Annotated in this window: 6 protein-coding genes; 3 read left to right on the forward strand and 3 right to left on the reverse strand. The window is 75.7% G+C overall.

Annotation, left to right across the window (positions count from 1 at the left end):
* Positions 1-63: 63 nt before the first annotated feature.
* The 3 genes from ABWI04_RS25735 to ABWI04_RS25745 all read left to right on the forward strand — a co-directional run bounded on the left by ABWI04_RS25735 (position 64) and on the right by ABWI04_RS25745 (position 4,729).
* Positions 64-2,466 (forward strand): ATP-binding SpoIIE family protein phosphatase, encoded by a 2,403-nt coding sequence (locus ABWI04_RS25735; protein WP_353834049.1) that lies wholly within the window; start codon positions 64-66, stop codon positions 2,464-2,466.
* Between the two features lie 125 nt (positions 2,467-2,591).
* A complete protein-coding gene (locus ABWI04_RS25740) occupies positions 2,592-3,464 on the forward strand; it encodes a hypothetical protein (RefSeq protein ID WP_353834041.1) in 873 nt (290 codons plus the stop codon).
* 38 nt (positions 3,465-3,502) lie between these two features.
* Positions 3,503-4,729 carry a hypothetical protein gene (locus tag ABWI04_RS25745; RefSeq protein ID WP_353834043.1) on the forward strand — a complete coding sequence of 409 codons (1,227 nt, stop codon included), beginning with the start codon at positions 3,503-3,505 and terminating at the stop codon, positions 4,727-4,729.
* On the opposite strand, the gene ABWI04_RS25750 is transcribed toward ABWI04_RS25745, so the two are convergent.
* The 3 genes from ABWI04_RS25750 to ABWI04_RS25760 form a co-directional block, all read right to left on the reverse strand.
* A complete protein-coding gene (locus ABWI04_RS25750) occupies positions 4,730-5,611 on the reverse strand; it encodes a hypothetical protein (RefSeq protein WP_353834044.1) in 882 nt (293 codons plus the stop codon).
* Positions 5,612-6,147: 536 nt separating this feature from the next.
* Complete coding sequence (locus ABWI04_RS25755) at positions 6,148-7,749, reverse strand: sporulation protein (RefSeq protein WP_353834045.1); 1,602 nt, start codon at positions 7,747-7,749, stop codon at positions 6,148-6,150.
* A 557-nt stretch (positions 7,750-8,306) separates the two neighbouring features.
* The coding region (locus ABWI04_RS25760) for a M16 family metallopeptidase (RefSeq protein ID WP_353834046.1) at positions 8,307-9,621 on the reverse strand (1,315 nt) is incomplete at its 5' end.

The following is a 9,621-nucleotide window of genomic DNA, read 5'->3' on the forward strand; positions in this document are numbered from 1 at the left end:
TTCACCGTGAGTTGCCGCAACGGCTTTCGCGCGTCGTTCCACTCGGGGGAGGGGGACCGCTTGGTGATCGCGGATCTGCTGGGCGTCACGAGGATGACGGCCGTCACGGTGAACGACCGCGGCCGCATCAGCCACTGGGACGATACCGCCGCCGACCTGTTCGGCGCCGCGCGCGGCCAGGCCATGGGCCGCCCGCCCGGCGACCTCCTCCGGCTCCCGCGGGAGCACCGCGGCGCCTTCGAGCCGGAGGCCTTCGGGCACGTCTGGTGCGGCGCCTGCACCCTGCGGCGGGCCGACAACGGGGAGCCCGTCGAGATCGGCTGGTGGGTCTACCCCATCGACGGGGCCCCGGGCGACCACGGCGTCCGGGTCCTGGCGCTGGCCGCCGACCTGCGCAGGCTCCGCCGCGACGGGATCGGCATCACCGTCGGCGACCTCCTGCTCGCCCCGCCCGGCGAGCCCGGCCCCGCCGGCGGCGCCGCCCTCCGCTCGGCCGCCGTCCGGCTGCTGCGGGTCGAGCCCACGCTCGCCGGCCCCTCCCCGGACGGGCCCGACCCGTTCGCGGGCCCGTTCGCCGACCGCCTCGCCGAACTGCTGCCCGCGCTCGGCCCCCCGGGCTTCGGAACGATCGCCTCGCAGGTCCTCGCCCTCGGCTGCCCGGCGGTGTCGCTGGGCCTGACCATCCGGCTGCCCATCGTCCCGCAGACCGACGCCGCCCCGCCCCCCGCGCCGACCGTCCCCCTGCCCCGGCCGGGGCCGCGCGTCCCGCCGCCCCGGCCGCCGCGCGCCCGCCGCGACCTCTCCCACGCGCTGGAGCCGCTCGCCTACCTCGGCGCGGCCGGCGAGCAGATCGGCAGCTCGCTCGACCACCTGCAGGCCGCCCGGACCCTCGCCGAGGTCCTCGTGCCGCGGCTCGCCGACCTCGCCGCCGTCGACCTGCTCGAAAGCGTCGTCGCCGACTCCGCGCCGCCCGCCGGCGAGGTCGACGAGACCACGCCGATGCGCCGGGTCGCCGTCGTCCACAACGACGAGCCCGGACGCTGGGACGAGGCCGTCCCCGAGGACGAGCCGCTGTCCGTGCCGTCCTGCACCCCGTTCGTCCAGGCCATGCGGACCGGGCGGCCCGTGCACATCGCCCGCGTCGACGACGGCAGGGCCGTCCGGCTCGCCGCCGCGTTCGGGGACCGCGACCTGCGCCCCCTGTTCACCGGCCGGGCACTGCTGGTCGCCCCGCTGATCGCGCGGGGGCGGGTGCTCGGCACGTTCATGCTGCTGCGCAAGCCCGACCGGCACGGGTTCGACGAGCTCGACTTCGCCATGGTCGACGAGCTGGCCCGGCGCGCCGCGCTCTGCGTCGACAACGGGCGGCTGTACCGGCGCGAGGTCCAGGTCGCCGAGGAGCTGCAGCGCAGCATGCTCCCCGACGACCCGCCTGACGTCGCCGGGGCCCGCGTCCGCTACCGCTACCGGCCCGCCGAGCAGGCCGCCCAGGTCGGCGGCGACTGGTTCGACGCCATCCCGCTGCCCGGCTGCCGGCTCGGCATCGTCGTCGGCGACGTCATGGGGCACGGCCTCACCTCCGCCGCGATCATGGGCCAGCTGCGCACCGCCGTCCGCACCCTGGCCGCCGAGGACATGCGGCCCGACCGGCTGCTGCGCCAGCTCGACGGCCTCGCCCGCCGGCTCGGCGAGGACTACCTCGCCACCTGCCTGCTCGCCGTCTACGACCCTGTCGAGCGGCGCTGCACAGTCGCCAGCGCCGGGCACGTCCCGCCCGTCCTCGTCACGCCGGACGGGGAGAGCCGCGTGCTGCCCGTCCCTCCGGGCGTGCCCATCGGGGTCGGCGGCGAGCCGTTCGAGACGGTGGAGTTCAAGGTCGAGGACGGGTCCCGGCTCGTGCTGTGCACCGACGGCCTCCTGGAGCGCCGCGACCGCGACCTCGACACCGGCCTGGAGGAGCTGCGCGCCCGCCTCGCCGAGGCGTCCGCCGACCTCGACGGCACCTGCGACGACCTGCTCGACCGGCTCGCCGGGCCCACCCCCGCCGACGACATCGCCATCGTCGCGGTCGGGTTCGACGGCATCCCCCTTGACGACGTCGTCACCTGGCAGCTCGAAGCCGCGCCCGGCAGCGTCCCGTGGATCCGCGCGCAGGTCGGCGCCCGTCTCGCCGGCTGGGGCCTGCACGAGCTCGCCGAGACCGCGCGGCTGCTCGTCAGCGAGCTCGTCACCAACGCCCTCGTGCACGGCGCCGGATCCGTGGGGCTCCGCCTGATCAGGGGGCGCACGCTGCTCTGCGAGGTGCACGACGACGGCGCCGACATGCCGCACCTGCGGCACACCGACGCCACCGACGAGTCGGGCCGCGGCCTCCAGCTCGTCGGCCACCTGGCCGCCCGCTGGGGCACCCACCGCACCGAGGGAGGCAAGGTCGTCTGGTTCGAGCAGCGCGTCCCCCGGCGCTGACGGCGGGGTCGGGGGCGCGCCTCGCGGCCGTGTGAGGTAACTGTCCCGTTCGCGCCAGATACTTTCCCGCGCCCGCTTCGTTCTGATCGAAGTGTCGCCGTTCGCCGAGGCCGCCGGGAGATGAGTTGGGTGAGACGCTGACACTGCCCGTCCCCGAGACGCTCTACGGCACCTACGCCGTGGCGCTCACCGAGCCGATCCGCGACCCGGCGGCCCTGGCCCGCGCGCAGCTGCTGCGGCGCACCGAGCCGCCGCTGCGCGACCTCGTCCTCGGCATGCTCGGCAGCCCCATGCTCACCCTCGACCAGCGCCCCGCGGAGGGCTTCCCGCCGCTGCCCGCCGACCTGCTCGCCGCGTACGGCGCCTCCCCGTCCGACGTCGAGGCGGTCGCCGCCGCGCCGCACGTCCTCGCCGTCCGCGCCGCGTACCGGCCGGGGCGGCCGCCCGCCCACGAATGGGCCGCACGCGCCGTCGCGGGCGCCGTCGGCGCGGCCGCGTCCGCCCCGGTGATCGACGTGTTCACCCCGCAGGTCCTCGCGCACGACCGGCTCTTCCGCTCCCTCCCGGGGCCCGGCGGCGCCGTCCGGCTCACCGACTGGATGCTCCTCCCGCACACCATCGGCCGTGACGGCTCCTACATCACCACCAGGGGGCTCGCCAGGTTCGGCCTCCCCGAACTGCAGACCGAGCACGTCCCGCCGGGCCTCGTCGAGCCCTGGGGGCGCCTGCTGAACGGTCTCGCCCACCACGTCCTGGACCTCTGGCTGGACGAGCTGCCCGCCGGCGAGCAGCCCCTCGTCGTCGAGATCCCCGAGGTCGTCTCCGTCGGCCTCCAGGACATCGCCGCCGCTCAGGGCACCGACGAGCCGATGCGGCGCGAGGTCTCCGTGCGGCTGCGCCACGACCCGTCCCCGGACCCCGTCCTCACCGTGCTGCCCGCCGAGGACGGCCCCGACCGCCTCCGGTCCCTGTGCGCCACGCTCTTCGGAGCCCGATGAGCTTGCCTACGGCCTTGATCTCAGCGCAGGATCGACACGTGAGATTCGGCCCGCGTGACCGTCGCACCCCACAGCCCGAAGACCCCGGCCCCGAGGAGACCGGACCCGAGACCGGCCCCCGTCCGGGCCCCTACCCCGAGGACGTCCACGTGGCGGGCAAGGGAACCGCCCCGGAACCGGCGCCGGAGGAGCCGCCGTCCGACTGGGTCCCCGTCCAGCCGCCGACGGAACCCGAGGAGCCTTGGACCCCCCACGCCCCGGTGCCGCCCCCGGCCCCGCCCGCCGAGACATCGGCGTCCCAGGAGGAGCCGCTCTGGGCGGTGCGCGACCTCGGCCTCGGCGAAGCGTCGCCGGGCGAGCCCTGGACGCCCTCGGAGCCCGGCCCCGCCCCCACGGGCCGGCACGCGCGAAGTGACGACGATCCGTTCCTGCCGGGGAAGGGCCTGGCGGCCGAACCGCCTCCGGTGACCGTGCCTGACATCCCGGTCCAGCAGTGGGCGCCCGCACAGCGGCCCGGGCCCATGGCCGACCCCGAGCGGCGCAAGGCGATGGCGGACGCGTTCGTCGCGGAGTTCGTGGGCAGCACCACATGGCAGGCCACCCTGGCCGTGCTGGAGAGCGCGTTCCCCGGTCTGGGCATGGCCTCGACGCTTTCCCGCCGGACCGACGAGCTGTGGCAGACCATGGACGCCCTCGACCGGACGTCCGCGGCCAAGCTCGGGGTCCCGGCGTGGCTGGACGACGCGGGGATCGTGCTCGACCTCAGCGCCCGCCTCGGCGTGCGGGCGGCGCGGGCGCCGATGCACGGACTCGCACGCCCGCCCCGCGCGTCCCGCCCGTACGCGGGGGCGTTCGTCATCGACACGCTCGACCCGCTGCGCTACCACCGGGCGGTCGGCGGGCCGCAGGCGCCGCGCGACCTGCCGGGGGAGGGGGCGCTGCGGGCCCCGTCCACCTCCGAGGACGACGACAGCGGCGTCGTGATCGTCGCGAACCTGACGTCGGCGGGCGTGCGCGTACTGGACTCGGTGGCGCTCTGGCGCTACGCGGGCCGGGTGGTCGCCGGCACGGTCCGCGAGGAGGGCCGCCCCGAGACGCGCGTCCGTGCACGCCGTGCCCTCCGTGCCCTGCGGCGCGTCGTGGTCGTCGATCCGGACCTCGGGCTCGGCCTGTGCCTCCAGATCGACGCGGCCCGCGTCCCGCGGTGCCTGCTGGCGTTCAGCGTGGACCGGGCGGACGGCGCCCCCCGCTTCGTCCGCCCCTGATCAGTCGTCCGAACGCAGCCAGGTGAGGTCGCGCTGCCGGTCGGCGGGCAGCTCGCGGATGTGCTCGACGAGCCGCCACGGCTCGGTCGGCGGCGTTCCCTCGTCCGGCAGCACGCCGCACAGCACCGCGCTCTGCGTGCTGACCGCGACGAACGACCCGAACCGCGCGACGCCGCCGCCCCGCAGCGACGCCAGCTCGGTGAGCAGCACGGTGACCGCGGCCGCGTCCTTCGGGTCGTAGAGGCCGCGCACGTACGAGAACAGGTCTTCGGCGAGGACGTCGGGGCGCCGCCCGGACATCTGGTACACGGTGCCCCAGTAGGTGCCGGTGGCCTGCTCCGACCGCTGGTCGCGGAGCCGGATGCGCAGCCCGCACTCGGCGGCGCACTGCTCGTACGCCTCCGCGAGCAGCGCCTCGCCCTCCCCCTCCTCGCTCAGCAGCGCCCCGGTGACCACGCCCTCCTCCCGGTCGAGCCGGTCGAGCATCTCGCGGTGCAGCTCCTGGACGTCCTGCTCCACCGCGTCGAGCGTCCGCGCCAGCGCGCGATGGGAGTCGCGGTCGAGGTCGAGGCCCGCCAGCTCGTCCGACAGGTCGCCGAACTGCTTCTCCAGCCGTTCCACCCGCCCGGTGACGGTCTCCAGCCTCTCCGCGACGTCGGACGGCGGCCCCTCGGCCTGCGGCGGCGGGATGGGAATGCCGACCGGCTCGGTCGCCTCGTCGACCACCCGCTTGAGCGCGTCGTGGTCCCGCGCGAGCTCGTTCAGCTGTTTGCGCAGATTGCGCAGCTCCGCCTGGGCTTGCGGAAGCCGCTTGTCGGACGCCAGGTAGAGCTCGCGTCCGGCGATCGCGAGGCAGAGCAGAACCAGGATCACGGTGGTCATGTGACTCCTCGGGAAGCGGGCTGCGCTCACGACGATAACCACCCCCGGCCGGATTGGCCGAGTGCGCAGCGGATCCCGTCCGAAACGCCCTACTTTCCTTTACCCACCGTCCCTCCGGCTATCCCCGAGATCATCCCCACACCCCTCGGAAAAGCCCCGCACCCACGGGCCCCGAGAATCCCGAAGCCTCCAGGAAACGAAAGCCACGCTCCCCGACCCACCAATCACGTGACCTGCGGATGCTCGCGGGAAATGCCAGAGAAGCCACCCAGAAAGCTCCGGGAAGCCCCACGCGACCTCCCGTATACAAATATCCGCAGGTCAGCGAAGAGCCGGCCCAGCAGTCCTCCGAGAGACGGCCGGCGCGCTACCCAACCGCGCCAGCCGCGCCCCCCGGCGGATGCCCGAGCGGTTTGGCCGGAGACACCACCCAGCCCCTTCGGAGCCGGGTCGGCTGGAGGAGTGCCTTCCAGGAAGGTGCGGGGGCGACGACGCCTTTCCGTGGCCTCGTCGCCCCATTCCGTTAAACCCGGTGGTCAGCCGAAGAGGCCGCCCAGGAGGCCGCCGAGGATTTCGGCGGCGCCGCCTGCGAGTTCGCCGGCCACGTCGCCTGCGATGTCTCCGGCGATGCCGCCGGCCGCGTCCGCGATCACGTTGCCGGCGACATTGCCCGCGTACCCGGCGAGCGCGTTGCCGAAGGCGTCCACGGGGACGCCGCCCACGTAGCCCGCGACGTTCTGCGCGTACCCGGCCGCGTCCATGGCGCCCATGGCCACGCCGCCCACGACCCCCGCCGCCGCGACGCCGCCCACCAGACCGGCCGCGGCGGCGCCGTGGCCGAGGTGGCGGTGCCCGTGCCCGTGGTAGCCGGGCGGGGCGTGATGGACGTGCGCCGGAGGCGGGTGGCCGTGGGGCGAGTACGGCGGGGGCCCCGGCGGCGCGGGAGGGGGCGGGCCGGCATGAGCAGCGGGAGCGTACGGCGCCGCGGGCGGGGGCGCCCCGTGCGACGGCATCCCGTGCGGAGGTGCGGGAGGCGGAGCTCCGTGCGACGGCATCCCGTGCGGGGGTGCGGGCGGAGCTCCGTGCGACGGCATCCCGGGACCGGGCGGGGGCGGTGGGAAGCCCTGCCCGGGTGCCGGGGGCATGCCGGAGGGGTTCGGCGGGTACGCCTGGGCGGCCATCGGCGCGGGCTGCTGCTGCTGCCGACCGGGCGCCGGGGCGGGAGGCGGGAACTGGGCGTTGCCGTGCGACCCGTACTCACCCGGCCCGCCGTAAGGAGCCGCGCCCTGCGGCGGTGGCGGCGGGAACCCCGAGTGGCCGCCGGGCGGCGGCAGCGGCGCCTGCCCGGGAGGCGGCGGTGCGCCATGGGACGCCGGGCCGGGGCGGGACGACCGGGGCAGCGCCGCCGCGGCCTCCAGCCACTGACCGATCTTGGCGTTCCAGTCGGTCTCCGCGGCCTCGGCGTGCGGCACCGTGAAGACGCCGAACGACTCGTCCTGCGGGGTGTCGCGGTCCTCGGCGCGCAGGACGAAGGCCATGGCGCGCGGGCTGGCGACGAAGCTCAGCCCGATCTTCTCGATCCGCCCCTGGTGCGACGACGGCGGGTTGAGGTGGATCTCCTGGTGGAACGGCAGCTGCTGGGACACGCCCCGCAGCTTCGACGACTCGAACGTCACGTTCGTGATCTGGAAGCCGAGCTGGGCGATCGAGGCGAGGACCCACTGCTGGGACTCCAGCGGCTCCACGGAGATCGGGTCGATGTCGCCCGGGTCGGGCTGCCCGGCGACGTCGATCTCGGTGCACATCCCGATGGTGAAGCCCGGAAGCTCGTGGCCGAGGACGGTCGTGAACGGCAGCTCGTACGGCAGCGGGATGGAGAACGCCAGGTCGCGCTGCCCCCCGGCGTCGAGCCGGAATCCGCGGGTCAGGGCGCCGCGGTACACCTCGGGGCCCGCCGTCTCGCCGCCGTGGTGCCGCATGCGCGGCATCAGCGCCAGCGTCACCTGCCGGATCTCCGCGGGCCCCGCGCCGCCGCGCAGGTGCACCTTGCCCGCCACGACCCCGCCGGGTTTGCAGTTCGGCTCAGCAAGGATCGTGTCGACGGACGGTCCACCGCCCGCCATCTGCCCGTAGGACACCGGCCGTTCCCCTCTCCCACCGCGAGGCGACCCGCCCCGCGCCCACCACCCGCGCGACCCGGGGCCGCGCACCAGAAACTTAGACCCCCTCCACCATGCCACCGGTTCACCCCGTCCGGACCAAACCCCCAATTTCCACCCAGCTTCGGCGCACTTTCACGGCCAACACCACCGCTCCACCCCAGCGCCCCGCCGCCACCGACGCCGCGTCCAACACCCCCAACCACGCCCCTGCGCCCCACCGACCCCCGAGGCCACCCCAACGACACCACCAATCCGCCCCCCAACCTCCCCATTCCCCGCGCCCGGTGGGTGGTGGTGTCTGGGGGTGGCACCTGGGGGGTTAGCGGCGCGCTGGGAGGTGGGGGCGGGCTTGGAGCTGCCTTGGGGCGTTACCGGCGGGGAATCCCGCGTGCCCCCGGCGCGCGGAGCGCGGGGTGGCGCTTCGCGCGCCGGGGGCACGTGTGGGGTGGATGTACGTACGTGACCGGCGCGGGGCCGCGGCGGCGGGTGTGGGCCGCTGGGTCCCGTGAGTTAGGACGCGCCTGACGCGGCGGTCAGGTCTCCTTCTTGGTGACGGTCACGGGGGCGTAGGCGAGCTTTTCGAGGGGCTCGCGGATCTGGGCGGCGTCGCCTACGGCGATGACCGTGAGGGCTTCGGGGTCGATGTGCTTGTGGTAGGCGCGGGCCACGCCGTCGGGGGTGGAGGCGCGGACCGCGGCCAGGTAGGCGCTCGGGTAGTCGGCGCCCAGGCCGTTGGCGGACACGTCGGCCAGCTCGGCGGCCACGGCGCGGGCCGTCTCGTACTCGGCGGGGGCGCGGTCGGCCAGGGCGCGGACGGAGGAGCCGTGCTCCTCGGCGTCGATGCCGCGCGACACGATGCCGCGCAGTTCGGTGAGGGCGTCGGCGACCGCGTCGGCGGTGACCTCGGTGTGGACGGCGCCCTGGGCGATGAACAGGCCGCAGTGCCGCATGCGGAGCAGGCCGGCGCGCATGCCGTAGGTGTAGCCCTTCTCCTCGCGCAGGACGGCGTTGAGGCGGGACGTGAGACCGCCGCCCAGGACATGCGACGCGACCATCAGGGACGGCCAGTCGTGGTGGGAGCGGTCGGGGACGCCGTGGCCGAAGCTGAGGTAGGTCTGCACGGAGCCGGGGCGGTCGACCACGACGATGCGGGCGGCGGACTCGGGCATGACCCGGTCGGCGGTGGGCAGCGGCGCGGCGGAGCCCGCCCAGCCTTCCAGGGCGGCGGCGAGGGCGCTGTCGGCGTCGGTCCCGGCGAGGTCGCCCGCGACCACGGCGGTCGCCTCGGCGGGAACCACGGAGCCGTAGAAGTCGCGGACGTGCGAGCCCTGCAGCGCGCCGACGGACTCGGGGGTGCCGCCGGTCGGGCGGGAGGCGCGGGCCTGCTCCGGGAAGAGGACGGCGCGCAGCTCGCGCATGGCGCGCGTGCCGGGGTCGGCGTCCTCCTGCGCGATCTCCTCCAGGCGCTCGCGGACGAGGCGCCGCACGTCGGCGTCGTCGAGGGCCGGGCGGCGCACCACCGAGGAGAACAGCTCCAGGGCGGCGCCGAGCCGCGTGGTCGGGACGTCCAGCGCGATGCGCAGCGCGGTCAGGTCGGCGTGCGCGTAGAGGCTGGCGCCGAGCCGCTCGAACGCGGCGGTCAGCGCGGTGCCGCCGCCGGGCTCGGTGCCCTCCAGCAGGGCGCGGGAGGCCAGCGTCGCGACGCCGTCGAGACCGGACGGCTCGCGGCCCGCCCCCGCGTGCAGGACGAGGCGGACGGCGGCGAGCCGGCGGCCGGGCAACGAGGACCAGGCCGGCGAAGACCAGGCCGTAGTCCGAGACGTACTGGCCCACGAAGGCGAAGACCCG

It is taken from the genome of Actinomadura sp. NPDC000929, from assembly GCF_040492065.1.
GTDB classification, from domain to species: domain Bacteria; phylum Actinomycetota; class Actinomycetes; order Streptosporangiales; family Streptosporangiaceae; genus Spirillospora; species Spirillospora verrucosospora.

Bases quoted from the DNA above. Each gene is read 5' to 3' on its own strand.
- ABWI04_RS25750 (WP_353834044.1), bottom strand. From the start codon at position 5,611: ATGACCACCGTGATCCTGGTTCTGCTCTGCCTCGCGATCGCCGGACGC.